Annotated in this window: 19 protein-coding genes; 12 read left to right on the forward strand and 7 right to left on the reverse strand. The window is 71.7% G+C overall.

Annotated elements, in window-relative coordinates; genetic code table 11:
• Nucleotides 1-52 precede the first annotated feature (52 nt).
• From DEJ33_RS09025 to DEJ33_RS09045, 5 genes are all read left to right on the forward strand, one after another.
• Nucleotides 53-601 (forward strand): hypothetical protein, encoded by a 549-nt coding sequence (locus DEJ33_RS09025; RefSeq protein WP_111078641.1) that lies wholly within the window; start codon nt 53-55, stop codon nt 599-601.
• A gap of 39 nt (nt 602-640) precedes the next feature.
• Nucleotides 641-1,861: a PIG-L family deacetylase gene (locus DEJ33_RS09030; protein WP_111078642.1), complete on the forward strand. Its 1,221-nt coding sequence runs from the start codon at nt 641-643 to the stop codon at nt 1,859-1,861.
• 39 nt (nt 1,862-1,900) lie between these two features.
• Complete coding sequence (gene fdxA, locus DEJ33_RS09035; protein WP_110903275.1) at nt 1,901-2,215, forward strand: ferredoxin; 315 nt, start codon at nt 1,901-1,903, stop codon at nt 2,213-2,215.
• A 3-nt stretch (nt 2,216-2,218) separates the two neighbouring features.
• Nucleotides 2,219-3,337: a succinyldiaminopimelate transaminase gene (dapC, locus tag DEJ33_RS09040; RefSeq protein WP_111078643.1), complete on the forward strand. Its 1,119-nt coding sequence runs from the start codon at nt 2,219-2,221 to the stop codon at nt 3,335-3,337.
• Nucleotides 3,338-3,516: 179 nt separating this feature from the next.
• On the forward strand, nt 3,517-4,815 hold the full coding sequence (locus DEJ33_RS09045; protein WP_110903273.1) for a citrate synthase: 1,299 nt from the start codon (nt 3,517-3,519) through the stop codon (nt 4,813-4,815).
• Nucleotides 4,816-5,861: 1,046 nt separating this feature from the next.
• Here DEJ33_RS09045 and dapD read toward each other — a convergent pair.
• Nucleotides 5,862-6,845 (reverse strand): 2,3,4,5-tetrahydropyridine-2,6-dicarboxylate N-succinyltransferase, encoded by a 984-nt coding sequence (gene dapD, locus DEJ33_RS09050; protein WP_111078644.1) that lies wholly within the window; start codon nt 6,843-6,845, stop codon nt 5,862-5,864.
• Nucleotides 6,846-6,941: 96 nt separating this feature from the next.
• Between dapD and dapE the strand changes: the two genes are divergently transcribed.
• From dapE to DEJ33_RS09070, 4 genes are all read left to right on the forward strand, one after another.
• Nucleotides 6,942-8,024, forward strand: a complete 1,083-nt coding sequence (gene dapE, locus DEJ33_RS09055) for a succinyl-diaminopimelate desuccinylase (RefSeq protein WP_111078645.1) — start codon at nt 6,942-6,944, stop codon at nt 8,022-8,024.
• Entirely contained in the window at nt 8,021-9,268 is a 1,248-nt protein-coding gene (locus DEJ33_RS09060; RefSeq protein WP_258374635.1) for a mannosyltransferase family protein, read from the forward strand. Before dapE ends, DEJ33_RS09060 begins: the two co-directional genes overlap by 4 nt.
• Before the next feature lie 106 nt (nt 9,269-9,374).
• Nucleotides 9,375-9,545, forward strand: coding sequence for a DUF3117 domain-containing protein (locus DEJ33_RS09065; protein ID WP_017887054.1), 171 nt, complete (start codon nt 9,375-9,377; stop codon nt 9,543-9,545).
• A 223-nt stretch (nt 9,546-9,768) separates the two neighbouring features.
• Entirely contained in the window at nt 9,769-10,440 is a 672-nt protein-coding gene (locus DEJ33_RS09070) for an AAA family ATPase (RefSeq protein WP_111078694.1), read from the forward strand.
• Between the two features lie 122 nt (nt 10,441-10,562).
• Here the strand turns inward: DEJ33_RS09070 and DEJ33_RS09075 are convergent, their stop codons facing one another.
• Nucleotides 10,563-11,195 carry an O-methyltransferase gene (locus tag DEJ33_RS09075; RefSeq protein WP_111078647.1) on the reverse strand — a complete coding sequence of 211 codons (633 nt, stop codon included), beginning with the start codon at nt 11,193-11,195 and terminating at the stop codon, nt 10,563-10,565.
• Between the two features lie 63 nt (nt 11,196-11,258).
• On the opposite strand from DEJ33_RS09075, the gene DEJ33_RS09080 reads away from it, so the two are divergent.
• Nucleotides 11,259-11,633 carry a twin-arginine translocase TatA/TatE family subunit gene (locus DEJ33_RS09080; protein ID WP_111078648.1) on the forward strand — a complete coding sequence of 125 codons (375 nt, stop codon included), beginning with the start codon at nt 11,259-11,261 and terminating at the stop codon, nt 11,631-11,633.
• Nucleotides 11,634-11,643: 10 nt separating this feature from the next.
• Here DEJ33_RS09080 and DEJ33_RS09085 read toward each other — a convergent pair whose 3' ends face one another.
• The 3 genes from DEJ33_RS09085 to DEJ33_RS09095 are packed head-to-tail and all read right to left on the reverse strand — an operon-like array spanning nt 11,644 to nt 14,723.
• The gene (locus tag DEJ33_RS09085; RefSeq protein ID WP_111078649.1) at nt 11,644-12,804 is read right to left on the reverse strand and encodes an Mrp/NBP35 family ATP-binding protein; all 1,161 of its coding nucleotides are present in this window, start codon (nt 12,802-12,804) and stop codon (nt 11,644-11,646) included.
• Nucleotides 12,797-13,345: a DUF1003 domain-containing protein gene (locus tag DEJ33_RS09090; RefSeq protein ID WP_111078695.1), complete on the reverse strand. Its 549-nt coding sequence runs from the start codon at nt 13,343-13,345 to the stop codon at nt 12,797-12,799. The genes DEJ33_RS09085 and DEJ33_RS09090 overlap by 8 nt, the downstream gene beginning before the upstream one ends.
• Nucleotides 13,346-13,391: 46 nt before the next feature.
• A complete protein-coding gene (locus DEJ33_RS09095; protein ID WP_111078650.1) occupies nt 13,392-14,723 on the reverse strand; it encodes a magnesium transporter MgtE N-terminal domain-containing protein in 1,332 nt (443 codons plus the stop codon).
• A gap of 92 nt (nt 14,724-14,815) precedes the next feature.
• Between DEJ33_RS09095 and DEJ33_RS09100 the strand changes: the two genes are divergently transcribed.
• Entirely contained in the window at nt 14,816-15,961 is a 1,146-nt protein-coding gene (locus DEJ33_RS09100) for a general stress protein (protein ID WP_111078651.1), read from the forward strand.
• 176 nt (nt 15,962-16,137) lie between these two features.
• Here the strand turns inward: DEJ33_RS09100 and DEJ33_RS09105 are convergent, their stop codons facing one another.
• Both DEJ33_RS09105 and DEJ33_RS09110 read right to left on the reverse strand, forming a co-directional pair.
• Nucleotides 16,138-16,611, reverse strand: a complete 474-nt coding sequence (locus DEJ33_RS09105; RefSeq protein ID WP_220034470.1) for a GNAT family N-acetyltransferase — start codon at nt 16,609-16,611, stop codon at nt 16,138-16,140.
• A gap of 10 nt (nt 16,612-16,621) precedes the next feature.
• Nucleotides 16,622-18,106 (reverse strand): aminopeptidase P family protein, encoded by a 1,485-nt coding sequence (locus DEJ33_RS09110; RefSeq protein ID WP_111194813.1) that lies wholly within the window; start codon nt 18,104-18,106, stop codon nt 16,622-16,624.
• A 162-nt stretch (nt 18,107-18,268) separates the two neighbouring features.
• On the opposite strand from DEJ33_RS09110, the gene DEJ33_RS09115 reads away from it, so the two are divergent.
• A complete protein-coding gene (locus DEJ33_RS09115; protein WP_111194789.1) occupies nt 18,269-19,141 on the forward strand; it encodes a PHP domain-containing protein in 873 nt (290 codons plus the stop codon).
• The last annotated feature ends 49 nt before the right edge of the window (nt 19,142-19,190 follow it).

Below are 19,190 nucleotides of genomic sequence, written 5' to 3' on the forward strand. Positions count from 1 at the left end.
TCTCCCAGCCGATGCTCGACCAGTCCGGCATCGGGGCGGTTACGGTACCGGCATGCGTCACCCGATCCGCACCTCCCTCACCGCCGCCGTCGCTGCCGGCGTCGCCCTCGCCGGACTGAGCGGCTGCTCGTCCGAGAGCCTCACGCAGGCGACGGACCTCGGTTCCTCGGTGGCGTCGACCGTGTCCGAGACCGTGCACGGCATCGACGGTGCCGCGATCCAGCAGGGCATGGCGAAGGTCGCGGGTGGCATCGACGGCGCGCTCGACACCGCGCTCAAGGGCACGAAGGTGACGAGCGACGGCCAGGTGCCCGCGGGCTTCCCGTCCTCGGCCGTCCCGCTCGTCGACGGCACCGTGCTGGGCGGTGGCGCGGGGCCCGCCGACTCCGGGTGGGTCGTGCAGGTCCGCGCGTCTTCGGTCGACGACTTCGCCCGGGCAGCGCAGCAGCTGGCAGACGCCGGCTTCACGAAGTCGGCCGAGCGGGCCGACTCCTCGAGTGCCTTCGGCCTGTTCCGGAGCGACGACCACCGCGTCGTCGTGACGTTCTCGACCGACAGCGGCGGCGGGGCCACCGCGACCTACATCGTCACACCCCGCTGACACCCGGCGGCCCGACGGCGTCCCGTACGCTTGCAGGCGATGTCCACGGTCACACGCCCTGAGCGCGTCCTCTTCGTCCACGCGCACCCCGACGACGAGACGCTCGCGTCCGGCGGCACCATCGCGACGCTGCTCGAACTCGGCGCCCACGTGACCGTCCTGACGGCGACCCGGGGTGAGCGCGGCGAGATGCTCACGAGCGAGCTCGCCCCGATGGCCGGCGACGGCCTCCGGGTCGCCGCGCACCGTGAGACCGAGATCGCCGCCGCGCTGGCAGCACTTGGCGGACCCGCGCACCTCTGGCTCGGCGGTCCAGGAGCCCGTCCCACGGACCTCCCGGTACGGCGGTACACGGACTCGGGCATGCAGTGGGGTCCGGACGGCCGGGCCACCTCGGCCGGTGACGCTCCGGAGGACTCGCTGACCCGCGCGGACCTGGGCGAGGTCGTCGACGACGTCCGCGCCGCCATCCGCTCGACCGGCGCCGACGCGGTGGTCAGCTACGGCGACGACGGCGGCTACGGGCACCCGGACCACCTCCGCATCCACGCCGCCGCCCGCTACGCGGCGAGGGCCGAGGAGGTCCCGTTCTCGATGATCGTGGACGCCGACTCCGGGCTGGCGGACCTCACCGTCGACGTGCGCCCGGTGCGCGGCCGGGTCCGGGCAGCACTCGAGCAGTACCGCAGCCAGGTCGCGGTCGACCCCGCCGACCCGCAGGACCCCTCGTCGCTGTCGTACGTCATGCCGCACGGCGTCCGGCACCAAGTGCCCGCGCTCGAGGCCTTCCGCCACGACGCGCCCCCGGTCCCCGTCGCCCCGCAGACCTACGCCGAGATGTCCGGTCAGGGGAAGGCCACCGCGGTCGTCGTGGCCGCCGTGGTCGGCGTCCTCGTCGGCGCCCTCGGCACCATCACACACCAGCAGACCGTCGAGATCGGCTCGTGGAGCACCGCGCCGATCGGCATGGTCCTGACCACTCTCATCGTGATCGGCATCGTCGTCGGCGTCCGCCTGCTGTACCGATCGCGACTGCTCGTCGCTGCGGCCGGCATCGGGATCATCCTGGCCACCCAGGTGCTCGTCGCCGTGGCCGGATCGACCTCCCCGCTGGTCCTGGCGAACCCCGCGGGCTACGTCTGGACGTTCGGGCCGGCGGTCGTCGCCATGCTCGTGCTCGCCTGGCCCGACCTGACCGGGCTCCGTGCGCAGGGACCGACGGACGGCGAGCGGTCCGTGGTCGCAGCCCCGCACGAGTAGGCTGGCAGTCGCTCAACCCCCGGAAGGGAGCACTCGCTCGTGACCTACGTGATCGCCCAGCCCTGTGTCGACGTCAAGGACCGCGCGTGCATCGACGAATGCCCCGTGGACTGCATCTACGAGGGTGACCGGTCGCTGTACATCCACCCGGACGAGTGCGTCGACTGCGGTGCCTGCGAGCCGGTCTGCCCGGTCGAGGCCATCTACTACGAGGACGACCTCCCCGAGCAGTGGGCCGACTACTACAAGGCCAACGTCGAGTTCTTCTCCGAGATCGGTTCGCCCGGCGGTGCGGCCAAGGTCGGCGTCATCCACGCTGACCACCCGGTCGTCATGGCGCAGCCGCGGGCCTGACCCGTGCCGCTCGACCTGCCCGACTTCCCCTGGGACCAGCTCGCGGTGTACAAGCAGCGTGCCACGGCGTACGACGGCGGGATCGTCGACCTCAGTGTCGGTTCGCCGGTCGACCCGACGCCTGACGTCGTCCGTCGCGCGCTGGCCGACGCCACCGACGCGCACGCCTACCCGCAGGTCGCCGGCACCCCGGCGCTCCGTGAGGCCATCGCCGCCTGGTACGGCCGGCGGCAGGGCGTCCAGCTGACCGCCGACCACGTCCTGCCGACCATCGGGTCGAAGGAGTTCATCGCGGGCCTGGCGCTCTGGCTGGGGCTCGGCCCCGGTGACACCGTCGTGTTCCCGGAAGCGGCGTACCCGACCTACGAGCTCGGCGCAGCCCTCGTGCGCGCCGATGCCCTGGCCGCCGACGACCCCGCCACCTGGCCGTCCAGCACGAAGCTCGTGTGGCTGAACTCCCCGGGCAACCCGGACGGACGGGTGCTCTCGATCGACCAGCTCCGCGCCGCCGTCGACCGGGCCCGCGAACTCGGTGCCGTGATCGTCGGTGACGAGTGCTACGCCGAACTCGGCTGGGACGCGCCGTACGACACCACGCCGACGCCGACGATCCTGGACCCGCGTGTGGTGGGGGACTCCTTCGACGGTGTCCTCAGCGTCTACTCGCTGTCGAAGCAGTCGAACCTCGCCGGCTACCGTGCAGCCTTCGTCGCCGGCGACCCGGTCCTGCTCGCGGACGTCCTGGCGATCCGCAAGCACACCGGCATGATGCCGCCGCTGCCGGTCCAACAGGCGATGATCGTCGCGCTCGAGGACCAGACACACGTCCAACAGCAGAAGACCCGGTACCGCAACCGGCGGAACGTGCTCCGGACGGCATTCGAACGTGCCGGCTTCCGCATCGACGCCAGCGGCGCCGGACTGTACCTCTGGGCGACCCGAGACGAGCCCGCGCTCGACACCGTGGCGTGGCTCGCCGAGCACGGCATCCTCGTCGCCCCGGGCACGTTCTACGGGGCGGCTGGCGCCCGACACGTGCGCGTCGCGCTGACCGCGACCGACGACCGGATCGCCGCCGCAGCCCAGCGTCTCGCCAGCGCAGGCCGGGTCGCGAACGGCTGACGGGCCTCCCGGACGAACACCCGCCCACCCGCGACGCGTCCGCGCAACAGTGGTTCCACACCAACTCCGGAGCCGCTGCATGTACCCGAGCGACAGTCGCCGCGATTAGGCTGTCCAGCGTGACTGACACTGCCAACGACGCTCAGAAGACGGCCACACCGCCCACGACGCCCGTCCCCGTGAGCCCCGGTGCCGAACAGGCGACCGAGACGGCCACGTTGACGTTCCCGGGGGGAACGGCGGAGTTCCCGATCCTGCAGAGCGTCGACGGCGCCTCCACGATCGACATCTCGTCGCTCAAGAAGCAGACCGGGCTGAACACGCTCGACTACGGCTTCGTGAACACCGGGGCCACCAAGAGCGCGATCACCTACATCGACGGCGACCAGGGGATCCTCCGCTACCGCGGCTACCCGATCGCCGAGGTCGCAGCGAACTGCACGTTCCTCGAGGTCGCCTGGCTCCTCATCTACGGCGAGCTGCCGACCCCGAGTGAGCTCGAGGCGTTCGACAGCCGGATCCGCCGCCACACCCTGTTGCACGAGGACCTCCGGCGCCTGTTCGACGCGCTGCCGCACTCGGCGCACCCGATGTCCGTGCTGTCCAGTGCGGTCAGCGCCCTGTCGACGTACTACGAGGACGACATGGACGTCGACGATCCCGAGAAGGTCGAACTGCAGACCGTCCGGCTCCTCGCCAAGCTGCCGGTCATCGCCGCGTACGCGCACAAGAAGGCGATCGGTCAGGCGTTCCTCTACCCGGACAACAGCCTGTCCTTCGTCGACAACTTCCTGCGGCTGAACTTCGGCACGATGGCCGAGCCGTACGAGCCGAACCCGGTGCTCTCGAAGGCCCTGGACCGACTGCTCATCCTGCACGAGGACCACGAGCAGAACGCCTCCACCTCGACCGTCCGCCTTGTCGGCTCGACCAAGGCGAACATGTTCGCGTCGATCTCGGCCGGCATCAACGCCCTCTACGGTCCGCTGCACGGCGGCGCGAACGAGGCCGTCCTCGAGATGCTGCAGCAGATCAAGGACTCGGGCGAGCCCGTGACGCGCTTCGTCGAGCGGGTGAAGAACAAGGAGCGCGGGGTGAAGCTCATGGGCTTCGGACACCGCGTCTACAAGAACTACGACCCCCGCGCGAAGCTCGTCAAGGAGTCCGCGGACGAGGTCCTCGAGGCACTCGGCGTGCAGGACGACCTGCTCGACATCGCGAAGGAACTCGAGCAGATCGCACTCGAGGACGAGTACTTCGTCAGCCGCAAGCTCTACCCGAACGTCGACTTCTACACCGGCATCATCTACAAGGCGATGGGCTTCCCGCCGCGGATGTTCACGGTGCTGTTCGCCATCGGCCGGCTGCCCGGCTGGATCGCGCAGTGGCGTGAACTGAACAACGACCCGCTGAACAAGATCGGGCGCCCGCAGCAGCTGTACGTGGGGTACCCGGAGCGGCACGTGCCGCAGCGCTGACCCGCTCGTCGGTCCGCTCGCCTCCGGAGGGGTGGGCGTGACCGCCTGGAGGCCCGGTGCCGGTCTCGTGGACCGGCGCCGGGCCTCCAGGCATGTCCGCACACCTCCACGCATGGCCGCACACCTCCGCACACGTCCGCGTGCGGGTCTTTCGGGTCCAGCGGGTCGGGCGGGTCGCACGCGTCGTGCGGGTCCCGCGTGTCGCGGGCGACGCGCGTGTCCGCGGCATGCCCGGGTGGATCGCGCCGTCCGTGTCCCGTCCTCCCGCCGCCGCCGCCGAGCGAGCGGAACGGTGCGGTCACGCGGCGGCCCACCCTGGCCTTCCGCCCGTTCGCGCCCGAACGGAGCTCGGCTCGTCGTGCTCGGCCGCCCCGGAGTGCGCTTCGCCGCGCCTCGAGCGGGCTCGACCACTCGGGCGCACGCGAGCGGGCGCAAACGCGCGGTCGCTCCGCGAGAGCACCCTGGTCTTCCGCCCGCTCGTCGGACGTGCGGGTCCCGCGGGTGGGTCGGGCGACGGCCTGGAGGCCCGGTGCGGTGCTCGTGGACCGGCACCGGCCCCCGGCGCCTCGGTCGCGAGCGGGCGGAACTCCGCGGCCGTCCGTCGCCGCAGCCTGGTGTTCCGCCCGCTCGTCGGACGTGCGGGTCCAGCGGGTGGGTCGGGCGACGGGGTGGAGGCCCGGTGCGGTGCTCGTGGACCGGCACCGGCCCCCGGCGCCTCGGTCGCGAGCGGGCGGAACTCCGCGGCCGTCCGTCGCCGCGGCCTGGTGTTCCGCCCGCTCAGCCGTTCGTCGGGCTGATCGCGAGCATGGCCGCCGGGGCGGCGGACCGGAGCGGACCGGACTGGGCGGCGGAGCGGACCGGACCGGACCCGGCCGGACTCGGCGGCGGACCGGACCGGAGCGGAGGACCAGAGCGAGCGGAGCCCCAGCCCGGGCCCGGTCCCGCCTCCGCGGTGACCTGCAGCTCCCCGCGGCGCAAGGGAGGCCCGTCACCCGTCCGACGGACGGGTGACGGGCCTCCCGGCTGGTCGCGCCGGATCGCGCGTGTCAGGCGTGCAGCGCGGTGTTCAGCTGGATCCCCTCGCCCTTCCGCTGCAGCGCCTCGACCGCCCCGGTCAGGGAGTTGCGGCGGAACAGGACGTTCGGCGCGTCCGAGAGCTCGACGGCCTTCACGGTGCGGGGTGTGCCGTCCGGGTTCGGTGCGGCGCCGACCAGGACGACCTTCGTGCCGGCGGTGACGTAGAGTCCGGACTCGACCACGGAGTCGTCACCGAGCGAGATCCCGAGCCCGGCGTTCGCGCCGAGCAGGGCACGTGCTCCGAGCCGCACGCGGTGGGTGCCACCGCCGGAGAGCGTGCCCATGATCGATGCGCCGCCGCCGATGTCGGTGCCGTCGCCGACGACGACGCCCTGCGAGACGCGGCCCTCGATCATCGCCTCGCCGAGGGTGCCGGCGTTGAAGTTGACGAAGCCCTCGTGCATGACGGTGGTGCCCGGTGCCAGGTGGGCACCGAGTCGGACCCGGTTGGCGTCGCCGATGCGGACGCGGTCGGGCACGACGTAGTCGACCAGCCGCGGGAACTTGTCGATCGCGTGCACGGCGATCCCGGCGCGCTGCAGGGTCGGCCGCAGCCGGGCGAGCGTCTCGGGGAGCACCGGGCCGGCGTTCGTCCACGCGACGATCGGCAGGTGGCCGAAGACGCCGTCGAGGGAGATCTCGTTCGGCCGCACGTGCAGGTGGCTGAGCAGGTGCAGGCGGAGGTAGGCGTCCGGGGTGCTCGCGGGCGCGTCGTCGATGGCGATCTCGACGGTGACGGTCTCGATCCGGACGTCACGGCGCGGGTCGTCACCGGCGGCCGCGACGAGCTCGTCGGGGACGGTCGCGTCGGTGGGCACCCGGCCGAGGTGCGTCGTCGGGAACCAGGTGTCGAGCACGGTGCCGTCAGACGCGATCGTCGCGAGGCCGTGGCCCCACGCGTGCGAGGCGCGGGAGGTGTCGGAGGTGTCGGGCTGCGGGGTCGTCTCGGTCACCCTCCGAGCGTACCGAGCAGCCACCTCCGGAGACCGTCCACCCGGACTCCTGTGGAGAACTGCCGACCTGCGGGGAACGATCGGTAGGCTGCCCGCATGCCGCAGCCGCTCGACCTCTCCGCCTCGTCCATCGACATCACCCGCGCGATCTGCGACATCGAATCGGTGTCCGGCAACGAAGGTGCCCTCGCCGACGCGATCGAAGCCGCCCTGGCCCCGCTCGAGCACCTCGACGTGGTCCGCGACGGGGACGCCATCGTCGCCCGCACGCAGCTCGGTCGCGCGCGTCGCGTGGTGATCGCCGGGCACATCGACACCGTGCCGCTCAACGACAACCTGCCGACGGAGTTCCGCACCGCCGACGACGGCACGGAGATCCTCTGGGGGCGCGGGACGGTCGACATGAAGGCCGGCTGCGCGGTGCAGCTCAAGCTCGCGGTCGACCTCGTCGCGCCGAACGTCGACGTGACGTGGGTCTTCTACGACCACGAAGAGGTCAGTGACGCGCTGAACGGCCTCGGTCGTCTGGCCCGCACGCGGCCCGAGCTGCTCGCCGGCGACTTCGCGATCCTGGGGGAGCCGTCGGGGGCGCAGATCGAGGGCGGCTGCAACGGCAACCTGCGCGCCGAGGTCCGCACGTCCGGCAAGCGCTCCCACAGCGCGCGCAGCTGGATCGGCGACAACGCGATCCACAAGACGGCCCCGATCCTGGCCACCCTCGCCGCGTACGAGCCCCGCACGGTGACGGTGGACGGGCTCGAGTACCGCGAGGGTCTGAACGCCGTGGGCATCTCGGGCGGCATCGCCGGCAACGTGATCCCCGACGAGGCGATGGTGCACGTGAACTACCGCTTCGCGCCGTCGCGCTCGGCGGAAGAGGCCGTCGCGCACATCCGTGAGCTCTTCGACGGCTACGACGTCACGATCGTGGACCTGGCAGCCGGCGCCCGCCCCGGCCTCGATGCCCCGCTGGCGCAGCAGTTCGTCTCGGCCGTCGGCGGTCCGGCGCCGCGGCCGAAGTACGGCTGGACCGACGTCGCCCGGTTCTCCGCGCTCGGCGTCCCGGCCGTGAACTACGGCCCCGGCGAGCCGGTCTTCGCGCACCACGACGACGAACAGGTCCCCGTCGCTCAGATCACGGCCGTCGAGGACGGGCTGCGGCGGTGGCTGACGGCGTGACCACCGCCTCGTCGGCCGTGCCCCGCGCACGGTCGCCGCGAGCGGGGCGGTCGTGGCTGGTCGTCCGGTGGCGACTGCTGCCGTGGTGGCTGCGGATCACCGTCGTCTACACACTCTCGCGCGTCCTGACGACGGCGCTGATGTCCGGCTTCGCGCGGATCCAGACCGCGAACTCGTTCACGGTGCAGCACCCGTCGTACCTGTCGTTCGCCTCGATCTGGGACGGCGCCTGGTACCGGGTGATCGCCGCGTCCGGCTACCCGTCGACGCTGCCGATCGACGCCGCCGGGCACGTGACCGAGAACGCGTGGGCGTTCATGCCCGCGTACCCGTTCATGGTCCGGGCACTCATGACGGTCACCGGCGCATCGTTCGAGTTCGTGGCCGTCGGAGTGTCGCTCCTCGCCGGCTGGGGCGCGGCCCTGGTCTTCCGGCGTCTGATGGGGCGCTTCCTCGACCCGGCCCGCGCGACCTTCGCCACGGTCCTGTTCTGCGTCGCTCCGGTCTCGGTGGTGTTCCAGGTCGCCTACGCCGAGGCGATGGGGCTGCTGCTCCTGCTCGTCGCGTTGCTGCTCCTGGTGCAGCGGCGGTACTGGGCGATGCTGCCCGTGGTCCTGCTCCTCGGGATCACCCGTCCGACCGGTCTGGCGTTCGCCCTCCTGATGGGCCTGTTCGTGGTCGTCGGTGTGCTCCGTCCGGCCTGGCTCCGGATGCCCGAGCGGCTGACGGTGCGGACGGCCGTCGCCCCGGCGATCGTTGCCGTGGTGTCCGGACTGGTCGGTCTGGCCTGGCCCGCGATCGCCTGGGCAGCCACGGGTGTGCCACGCGCGTACACCGACACCGAGCTCGCCTGGCGGTCGTCGTACATCGGCTGGGGGGACCTCGTGCCCTTCACCCCGTGGGTGCAGGGCTTCGGGTGGTGGTTCCACCAGCCGGCGGGCACGATCCTGCTGGTCGTGGTGCTGGTCGGCTTCGTCGCCGTGGTGTTCCAGCCAGCCGCTCGGCGCATCGGCCTGGAGCTCCGACTGTGGGGTGTCGCGTACCTGGTGTACCTGCTGGCGGTGTTCTTCCCGCAGTCCAGCACGTGGCGGATCCTGCTGCCGATCGCCCCGCTGCTCGGGGTCGTCGCGCTGCCCCGATCGCGGGTCTACCGGGTCGCGATGGTGGTCCTGGCGGTCGTCCTGCAGTGGACCTGGCTGTACTTCTGCTGGTGGGTGGACGGGTACGACTGGACGCCGCCGTGACGCTCAGGGTGCGCTCAGGGAGCACCCCCGACCTGGGCGGTTTCGCAGTCGTGCCTGTCTACGGGATAATGGCCCCTGTTCGTACTGCACGAAAGGGGACAATCTGATGGCAGCAATGAAGCCGAGGACCGGCGACGGGCCGATGGAGGCTGTCAAGGAGGGTCGACTCATCATCGTGCGGGTTCCGCTCGAGGGTGGAGGCCGCCTGGTGGTCTCGGTCAACGACGCCGAGGCCAAGGAACTCCACGACGCACTGGCAGAGGTCGTCTCGGCCTAGTTCGTCGACGCACCACCACGGAAGGTCCGGGACGCGTACGTCCCGGGCCTTCCGTGCGTCCGTCATCGGCGGAGACCCGGTGGGGATGACCCGCCGGCGGACGCCCGATCGGAGCCCCGGCCTGGAGGCTGTCGGTCCCGCCCGGCATGATGGTCACGTGCCCCGGGACCGCGTCCGCAACCTGCCGGTCCGCCGCATCGAGGAGTACCTCGACCCGGACCCGATGCCGCGCGACGACTGGCCGGCGACCCTGGCGCCGGTCCGGCAGCTGCTCGACGAGGGGCTCGAACTCGGTCCCGTCACGGTGCTGGTCGGTGAGAACGGCGTCGGGAAGTCGACCCTGGTCGAGGCGATCGCACTGGCGTTCGGCATGGCGCCGGAGGGCGGATCGACCGGGTCCGGGCACTCGACACGACCGTCCGAGTCCGACCTGTGGGAACACATCCGTCTGGTTCGCGACTTCGGGGCAGCGCGCAGTGGGTTCTTCCTGCGTGCCGAGACCATGCACGGTTTCTTCACCTACCTGGAGCAGCACCCGAACCCGAGCCGCCCCGAGCCGCGGTTCCACGAGCGTAGCCACGGCGAGTCGTTCCTGGACTTCGTCATCGACCGGGCGCGGTGGCCCGGGCTGTGGCTGCTCGACGAACCGGAGTCGGCGCTGTCGTTCTCGGGCTGCCTGTCGCTGATCGCGCTCCTGCAGTCCATCGTCGAGGACGGTGTCGGTCAGGTGATCCTGTCGACGCACTCGCCGGTGCTCGCCGCGTTCCCGGACGCGACCGTCCTCGAGGTGGGGGAGTGGGGCATCCGTCGGAGCGCCTGGGCAGACCTGGATCTCGTCCGGAACCAGCGGGCGTTCCTCGAGGCTCCGGAGCGGTACCTGCGGCACCTGGCGTGAGTCGTGCCTCCCGGCCGGCCCTGGTCGCGCTCCGACGTCGTACGAACGGCCGCCGAACCGGGCGGTCGGCAGCACGCCGTGCGACCGCGGCGAACCGCGGGCGGCACGCCATGCGGCCTCGGTCAGTCGGTGAGCTTCGTCATCTGCAGCAGCCCGTCGCCCGCGGGGGACAGGGCGCTGCGGACCGCACCGGAGGTCGACACCTCGGTCAGGAGCAGCCGGAAGTCGGTCGTCGCGCGGTCCCGCTTGACGGGGTCCGCGACCTTGCCGCGCCACAGCGCGTGCGGGACGAGCACGGTGCCACCGGTCTTCGCCAGCCGCAGGCCGTGCTCGACGTACTCGATGACGTGCTCCGGGTCGGCGTCGATGAGCACGACGTCGTACGAGGCGTCGTTCATCCGCGGCAGCACCTGCGCGGCGCGGCCCGGGATCAGTCGGACCCGTCCGGGCGCGGTGCCGGCGGCGATGAAGGCGTCCCGGGCGTCCTGCTGGTGGTCGATCTCGATGTCGATCGTCGTCAGGGTCGCATCGGGTGCACCCGCGAGCAGGTACAGCCCGGAGACGCCGAGCCCGGTGCCGATCTCGATGATGCTCGTCGCCCGCGAGGCGGCCGCGATCACGCTCATCTGCGCGCCGATGGCGGGTGAGACGGCTTCGACCCCGAGCTCGAGGGAGCGCTCACGGGCACGGGCGACACCGTCGGGTTCGGAGACGATGTCCTCCGCGAACTTCCAGTTCGAGTCTTTCTCTGACACGCACACTCCTCGTCGGTCAACTCTACGGGTGACTCGCCGACTCCACGCGTTAGGCTCGCTCCCGTGAACATCCAGCTCGACAAGATCCTGCTCATCGGGATCATCGCCGTGCTGTTGCTCGGGCCGCAGCGGTTGCCCGTGTACGCCCAGAAGCTCGCCGACTTCGTCAAGGCCGTCCGCCGGTTCGCGGACACCGCGAAGGACCGGATGCGCGAGGAGATGGGCCCCGACTTCGACGACGTGGACTGGCAGAAGCTGGACCCGCGTCAGTACGACCCGCGTCGGATCATCCGCGACGCCCTGCTCGACTCCCCGTCCGCCGGTGCCGAGGCGGCTGCGGCCGCGGCGACGGTGACTGCGGCGAAGGTCCGCGCACCCGCGCCGATCGTGCCGTTGGCCGCTGGCGAGCCGGCACCGTACGACGCCGAAGCGACCTGACGCAGCCGCCTCACGACAGCGAGAGGCCGAGCTTCCGCCCGGCCAACCCGCGACCCATCGCGGTGAGCCGCTCCGCCACCGCGTCCAGCGCGACGGCTGCGGCGTCCGTCGGGTCACCCAGCACGACCGGGAGGCCCACATCACCCCCGGCGCGCAGCGGCACCGAGAGCGGCACCCGGCCGAGCACCGGCACGGGGGAGTCCTGCCCGCGGGAGAGCCGTCGGGCGGTCTCGTCGCCGCCGCCCTCGCCGAAGAGGTGCAGCACGCTGCCGTCGGGTTGCACGAGTCCCGCCATGTTCTCGACGACGCCGATCACCCGCTGACCCGTCTGCCGGGCGACGATCCCGCTGCGTTCGGCGACGTCCGCCGCAGCAGCCTGTGGCGTGGTCACGACGAGGACCTCGGCGTGCGGCAGGAGCTGGCCGACGGAGATCGCCACGTCACCGGTGCCGGGCGGCATGTCGAGCAGGAGCACGTCGAGGTCACCGAACCACACGTCGGACAGGAACTGGTTGACCGTCCGGTGCAGCATCGGCCCGCGCCAGGACACCGCGGTGGAGACGTCGTCGACGAACATGCCGATCGAGACGACCTTCACCTCGTGGGCGACCGGCGGCAGGATCATGCTGTCCACGCGGGTCGGGCGAGGCGCGACGCCGTGCTCGTCGGTGAGGCCCATCAGGCCCGGGATGCTGAAGCCGTGCACGTCGACGTCGACGATGCCGACGCGCTGCCCACGACGGGCGAGGGCGACGGCCAGGTTCGCCGTCACCGTGGACTTGCCGACGCCGCCCTTGCCGCTCGTCACCGCGATGACGCGGGTCAACGAGTCCGGGGTGAACTGGACGCCCTGCGGACGGCCCTCGCGCAGCCGCTCCGTGAGGGCACGACGCACGGCGGGGTCCATCACGGACACGTCGACGTCGACCGCCGTGACACCCGCCACGGAACCGGCGGCGGCCCGGACGTCCCGCTCGATGGTGTCGGCAGCCGGACACCCCACGATCGTGAGTTGCAGGTCGACGCGCACCGAGCCTCCCGGCTGCACGTCGACCCCGCGGATCATGTCCAGCTCGGTCACCGGGCGGCGGATCTCGGGGTCGATGACGCGGCCGAGGGCAGCGAGGACCGCCGTGGCGAGCTGGTCCTCCGGCCGGGAGACGTCAGCCACGTGTCACCGAACGGTCGTGGCCACGGTCGTGCCCCTGGCTCCGCGCGCGGTCTCGGTCTCGGTCGTCCAGGTCGTCGAGGTCCTCGGGGTCGCCGTCCCGGCGGTCGAGCTCCTCGAGCAGTGACCGCAGCTCGGCGCGGATGAAGTCCTTCGAGGCCATGTCGCGCATCGCCAGGCGGAGTGCCACGACCTCGCGGGCGAGGTACTCGGTGTCGGCCAGGTTCCGCTCGGCCCGCTGCCGGTCCTGCTCGAACTGCACACGGTCTCGGTCGTCCTGGCGGTTCTGCGCGAGCAGGATCAGCGGCGCCGCGTACGAGGCCTGCAGTGACAGCACGAGGGTGAGGGCGGTGAAGCCGATCGCGGCGGAGTCGAACTGCCACGACTTCGGCGTCAGGATGTTCCAGCCCATCCACAGCACGCAGAAGAGCGTCAGGCCGATGAGGAACCAGGGGGTGCCCATCGCGCGGGCGATTCCCTCGGTGGCGCGACCGAAGGCGTCCCCGCGCCCACGGCGCCGGGTCGGCAGGACGCGGGTACGCATGCCCTTCGGGGAGTCGAGACGTTCCTCGGGTCGTTCCCTGCGGTTCTCATCCGTGCGTGCCACGAGTCGTCCTCCTTCCCGAGGCCAGCGGTGCTCTGCGTGTCAGTGAGCGGGGGCGCGAGACCGCGCCCGGGTTGGCGTCGGCCTCGTCCTGACTCCGCCAGTCGTCCGGCAGGACGTGGTCGAGGACGTCGTCGATGGTCACCACCCCGACGAGTCGGTGGGCGTCGTCGACCACGGGGACGGACAGGAGGTTGTAGGTCGCCATCACGCGGGTCACCTCAGCGGCACTCGCGTCGACCTTGACCGGCTCGGTCTGCTGGTCGATCAGGGTGCCGAGGCGTTCGTTCGGCGGGTACCGGAGCATCCGCTGGAAGTGCACCAGTCCGAGGAAGCGACCGGTCGGCGGCTCGTACGGCGGCAGCGTCACGCAGACCGCGGCCCCGAGCACCGGGGCGAGCTCGTGGCGCCGGATCAGGGCGAGACCCTCGGCGACGGTCGAGTCGGCGGACAGGATCACCGGCTCGGTGGTCATCAGACCGCCCGCGGTGTCCGGCTCGTACTCGAGCAGCATCCGGACGTCTTGCGCCTCTTCCGGCTCCATGAGCTCGAGGAGGGCTTCGCTGCGCTCGGCCGGCAGCTGCGCCAGCAGGTCGGCGGCGTCGTCGGGCTGCATCTGGTCGAGGACGTCGGCGGCACGGGAGTCACGGAGCGCCGAGAGGATCTCGATCCGCTCCTGGTCAGGCATCTCCTCGAGGACGTCGGCCAGACGGTTGTCCGGCAGTTCCTCGGCGACCTCGAAGCGTCGCTCGGACGGCAGGTCGAGCAGGGTCGAGGCCAGGTCGGCGGGCACCAGGTCCGAGTAGGCGGCGATCACGTGTTCGGCCGACTGCGACTCACCCGGCAGCTCGTCCTCGGTGACCTCGTTCCAGGCGGCGAAGGTCGTCGGACCCTTGCCGAACGGCGACGGCGTGGTCTTCGGCTTGCGGAGGAAGAGCTGCGCGATCGACCAGTCGCCCTGCCCGTGGTCCTCGATTGCGACGTCCTCGATCGTGGCGCGGATCTGCTCCTTCTTGATGAGCACCTTGCGGCCGAGGATCTCCGCGATCACCCGGACCTCACCACCGCGCTGCTCGAAGCGGCGCATGTTGACCAGGCCCGTCGTGATGACCTGCCCGGCGCCGATCGAGGTGATCCGGCCGATGCTGACGAAGATCCGGCGCTTGCCGGGGACCTCGACGATCAACCCGACGACCTGCGGGGCGTCGACCCGGCGGTAGACGACCAGGACGTCCCGGACCCGGCCCACCCGATCGCCCGCGGGGTCGAAGACGGAGCACCCGGCCAAGCGGGCGACGAAGACCTTCGAGGCGCTCACCCGTCCAGCGTAGTCGCTCGCCCCGGCGCGCTCGCCGCCCCTTCCCTGGTGGTTCTCGTGTGATCGCAAGGAGCCCGGTGGATGATGACTGTGTGAGCACTCAGAGCCCCTTCGGCGGCCGCACGGCACAGGCGTTCCCCACGCTGCCCCGCGGTGACGTCCTCGGCACCTACGACAGCTACCCCGAAGCACAGCGCGTGGTCGCGAAGCTCGCCGAAGCGGACTTCCCGGTCGCGAAGCTGGCCATCGTCGGCAATGACCTGAAGACCGTCGAACGCGTCACCGGGAAGATGACCTACGGCCGCGCGGCCCTCGCTGGCGCGCTCTCCGGGCTCTGGCTCGGGTTCTTCTTCGGCATCGTCCTCACCCTCTTCTCACCGTCGGCCGGCGGGCTCTTCGCCGCCGCGGCCGTCATCGGTGCGGGCTTCGGCATGCTCTACGGCATCGTCTCGTTCGCCATCACCAAGCGACAGCGCGACTTCACGAGCGTCCACCAGGTCCTCGCCACGAACTACCAGATCGTCGTCGAGCCGCAGCTCTCCGGGGAGGCGCAGCGCATCCTCGGGCAGGCCGGCGCGATCCAGCACACGGCGTGGGACCAGCCGGGTGCCGGGAACCCCAAGCAGGGCGGGCAGCCGGGGCAGTACGGCCAGCAGGGTCAGGTCGGCCAGCAGGGCCAGCAGGGCCAGTACGGCCAGCAGGGTCAGGTCGGCCAGCAGCCGTGGCGTCCCGGTGCCGGGCCGGGTGGTGCTCCGCAGGGCGGTCCCGGCCAGGGCGCGCCGACGCAGGGCCGTGCTCCGCAGTACGGCGAGTACGGCCAGCAGGGCCAGCAGGGCCAGCAGGGCTCACCCTACGGCGGCCACGCGACGCCGCACCAGCAGCCGGGCACCGGCCAGCAGGCGGCACCGACGCCGGACGGCCGTCCCCGGTACGGCACCAACGACGGTCCCCGCTACGGGACGGACGACGACTCCACTCGCCGGGCTCCCGCCGACGACGCTCGCCGGGGATCGACGGGAGGCCCGCGGTACGGCACGAACGACGGTGCCGCCCGCGATGCCTCCGGTGACCGCGGCGCGAACCCGCCGCAGCGCCCCGAGGGTTCGGCCCAGTACGGCACGAACGACGGCCCCCGCTACGGCGAGCGGACCGCCGCTCCCGAGTCCGAGGCGCAGACCGGTGAGCGTGCGACGGACGACACGGACCAGGCTCGTCGCGAGGACGAACGCCGCGACTGACCAGCACCCACACTGACGAGGAGGGGCTCCCGGACCAGATGGTCCGGGAGCCCCTCCTCGGTTCCGGGCGAACCGAGTCCAGGGCCCGCTGCCCGGCCCCTGCTAGCCAGTGCCTACTGCTCGTTGCCTACTGCTCGTTGCCTACTGCTCGGTGCCTGTTGGTCGGCACCCGCCGATCAGAGGATCTTCGAGTAGCAGACCGAGCGGTCGGCGCCGACGTAGGGGCCGAATGCCGCGATGCGGCTGAACCCCTCACGCTCGTAGAACGCGATCGCTCGCTTCTGCTCGCTGCCGGTCTCGAGGACCAGCGCCGGCGAGCCGAGGTCGAGCGCCGCCTCTTCCAGCCGACGCAGCATGGCGGCCGCGACACCGGATCCGCGGGACTCCGTCCGCACGTACATCCGCTTCACCTCGGCGATGCCGTCGTCGACGATCCGCAGACCGCCGCAGCCCACCGGGGTGCCGTCACCGTCACGCGCGACGAAGAACACCGCGATCGATTCCGCCGTCGGCTTCGGGCCGGGCTCCGTGTCCGCGCCGTACGTGCTGTCGATCTCGATGCGCTGGGCTGCACGCAACCGCTGTGCGTCGGGCGAGTCGAAGTGCTCGACGTCGATCAGGAAGGTGCTCGAGGGGGCTTCAGCGCTCACGAGGCCCAGGCTAGCGCGGAGTGCGGGCGATCCACCCCTCCACTTCCGAGGGGGTCCGGGGGATGTGCACCGAGAGGTTCTCGGCACCGTCCTCGGTCACCAGGACGTCGTCCTCGATGCGGACACCGATGCCGCGGAACTCCTCTGGCACGGTCAGGTCGTCCTGCTGGAAGTACAGCCCGGGCTCGATCGTGAAGACCATGCCGGGCTGCACGATGCCGTCGAGGTACATCTCACGCCGGGCCTTGGCGCAGTCGTGCACGTCGAGACCGAGGTGGTGGCTCGTGCCGTGCACCATGTAGCGGCGGTGGAACTGGTTCTCCGGCAGCAGCGACTCGTCGGCGGAGACCGGCAGGAAGCCCCACTCGGCCGTCTTCCGGGCGATGACCTCCATGGCGGTCGCGTGGACCTCACGGAAGGTGATGCCGGGCTTGACGATCGCGAACGCCGCGTCGGCAGCCTCCAGGACGGCCTCGTAGACCATCCGCTGCACGGGGGAGAACGTGCCGCTGACCGGCAGCGTGCGGGTGATGTCGGCCGTGTAGAACGAGTCGACCTCGACCCCGGCGTCGATGAGGATGAGGTCGCCCGGCTGCACGGCGCCGTCGTTCCGCGTCCAGTGCAGGATGCACGCGTGGTGGCCGGCAGCCGCGATCGTGTCGTAGCCGACCGTGTTGCCGTCGGCGCGGGCACGGCGGTTGAAGGTGCCCTCGACGATGCGCTCACCGCGGGGGTGCGCCAGGACGGCGTCGAAGTCGGCGATCACGTCGTCGAAGCCGTGCTGCGTGGCGTCGACGGCCTTGCGCAGCTCGTTGACCTCGTACGCGTCCTTCACCAGGCGGAGTTCGGACAGGTCGCGGGAGAGCACGTCCGCCGTCGCCGGGGCGTCGGCCTGCTCCTCGGCGCCGCCGACCGTTGCACCCAGACGCTCGTCGAGCGCGCGCGTGAACTCGGTGTCGGCGTCGCGGACGACCAGCACCGAGGCGTCGAGCCCGTCGAGGACGCCGTCGAGTTCCCCGAGGTCGGCCGTCGCCAGTCCGAGGTCGGCGGCGACCTCGGGCAGGGAGGGGCGCGGGCCGACCCAGAACTCGCCGATCTCGGGGTTGGCGTAGAACTCCTCGGAGTCGCGGCCGGCGGTCGCACGGAAGTAGAGCGTGGCGTCGTGTCCGCTGCCGTTCGGCGTGAGGACCAGCACGGAACCGACGACGGTGTCCGTGCCCCACCCGGTCAGGTGCGCGAAGGCGGAGTGCGGGCGGAACGGGTAGTCGCAGTCGTTCGAGCGGACCTTCGCCTGCCCGGCGGGGATGACGAGCGTCCGGCCGGTGTGCAGCTCGGAGAGCCGCGCACGACGCGCGGCAGCGAAGGCGGACTGTTCACGGGGCGCCGGGAGCGGACGCTCGCGCTCCGCCCAGTTCGACGCGATGTGGTCCTTGAAGACGGACGAGCCGGGAGTGGTGGAGCGGTTGCTCGTCGCGCGGGGAGTGGTGTCGGCCATGCGTCCCATCATCCCACCGCTCCACCGATCAGGCTCCGGCGCCACCGTCCGCACACGCTCCCCGCCGGAGTCGACCGCGCTCATGTCGGCCGGACCCTCGTGGCCGACCCGCGTCTGTGAACGGCGTCCGACCGGCTGGTGACCTGTGGATAGCATTGCGGCGTGCCTGATCCGTTCATCGACCTGCACGCTCACTCGAGCGTCTCCGACGGCACCGAGCGCCCGGCGGACCTCGTCCGGGCTGCGGCGGCCAGCGGCCTCGACGGCGTCGCCCTGACCGACCACGACACCACCGCGGGGTGGCACGAGGCGACCGAAGCGGTCCGGCAGCTCCCGATGACGCTGGTGCCAGGGCTGGAGCTCAGCACCCGGATCGGCTGGCGGAGCGTGCACGTCCTCGGCTACCTGGTCGACCCGCAGGACCCGGGCCTGGTCGCCGAGACCACCGCGATCCGCGACGGCCGCCTGACCCGCGCCCGCAGCATGGTCGACGCCATCGGCCGCGACCACCCGATCACCTGGGACGACGTCCTGGCCGAGTCGAGCGAGGGGGCGACGATCGGTCGCCCGCACATCGCCGACGCCCTGGTCCGACTCGGCCTCGAGACCGATCGCAGTGCGGCGTTCCGTGGCATCCTGCACCCGTCCTCCGGCTACTACGAGCCGCACGAGGCCCCGACCCCGCTGCGTGGTGTCGAGCTGATCCGTGCAGCTGGTGGTGTCCCCGTGATCGCGCACCCGGCGGCGTCCTCGCGCGGGATCGTGATCGACGAGCCGATGCTCCGCGAGCTCGTCGACGCGGGTCTCGCCGGTCTCGAGGTCGACCACCGCGAGAACCAGGCGCACGGCAAGCGGACGCTCCTGGACTGGACCGCGCAGTTCGGGCTCGTCGTCACAGGGTCGAGCGACTACCACGGCGAGGGCAAGCCGAACCGCCTCGGCGAGCACCGCACGGCACGTCGTTCGTTCGACGCGATCGTCGAGCAGGCGACCGGCAGCGCGCCCGTCGTCGGCCCGGGCTCGCGCCTGTTCTGACGCGCCCGACCTGACGCGCCCGACCTGACGCGCGTGGCCTGACCCGGTC

This window comes from Curtobacterium sp. MCPF17_047, assembly GCF_003234045.1.
Taxonomy (GTDB): domain Bacteria; phylum Actinomycetota; class Actinomycetes; order Actinomycetales; family Microbacteriaceae; genus Curtobacterium.

Coding starts and splice junctions, on each gene's coding strand:
- DEJ33_RS09025 (WP_111078641.1), top strand. CDS start 53: ATGCGTCACCCGATCCGCACCTCCCTCACCGCCGCCGTCGCTGCCGGC.
- DEJ33_RS09030 (WP_111078642.1), top strand. CDS start 641: ATGTCCACGGTCACACGCCCTGAGCGCGTCCTCTTCGTCCACGCGCAC.
- dapE (WP_111078645.1), top strand. CDS start 6,942: ATGCCGCAGCCGCTCGACCTCTCCGCCTCGTCCATCGACATCACCCGC.
- DEJ33_RS09065 (WP_017887054.1), top strand. CDS start 9,375: ATGGCAGCAATGAAGCCGAGGACCGGCGACGGGCCGATGGAGGCTGTC.
- DEJ33_RS09070 (WP_111078694.1), top strand. CDS start 9,769: ATGCCGCGCGACGACTGGCCGGCGACCCTGGCGCCGGTCCGGCAGCTG.
- DEJ33_RS09090 (WP_111078695.1), bottom strand. CDS start 13,345: ATGCGTACCCGCGTCCTGCCGACCCGGCGCCGTGGGCGCGGGGACGCC.
- DEJ33_RS09110 (WP_111194813.1), bottom strand. CDS start 18,106: ATGGCCGACACCACTCCCCGCGCGACGAGCAACCGCTCCACCACTCCC.